This is a genomic window from Vibrio sp. 10N.222.52.B7 (assembly GCF_041474275.1).
GTDB classification, from domain to species: Bacteria; Pseudomonadota; Gammaproteobacteria; order Enterobacterales; family Vibrionaceae; genus Vibrio; species Vibrio crassostreae_C.
The window spans coordinates 1-302 of sequence record NZ_JBFRTU010000721.1 but is presented as its reverse complement, the minus strand read 5'-3'; the positions used below and the strand labels follow the sequence as shown (position 1 = coordinate 302).

Below are 302 nucleotides of genomic sequence, written 5' to 3'. Positions count from 1 at the left end.
CTATTCGGTGCTTGGGTATGGGGTGCAATCGCCGACAAATACGGCCGTAAAGTGAACGCGTTTGGTTTCATCCTTGCGGGTGTCATGGCTTCAGTATTCTTCGTTGCGCCAAGCGACGTGATGATAGGCAGCCTAAACATGCTGGCTATCCTAGGCCTTATCTACAACTTCGGTCTGTCTGCTTCTGCGGTATGGGGTGGTTACTTCTCTGAATTGTTCCCAGCTCACCTACGTAGCTTCGGTGCAGCGCTGTTCCACGGTGGTCGTATCATCGGCATGTGGGCTCCAATGGTGTTGGTATT

General features: G+C 52.3%; 1 pseudogene. It reads left to right on the top strand.

The features are described from left to right. Window positions 1-302: pseudogene (locus AB4512_RS24980) on the top strand (MFS transporter); the annotation flags it as partial.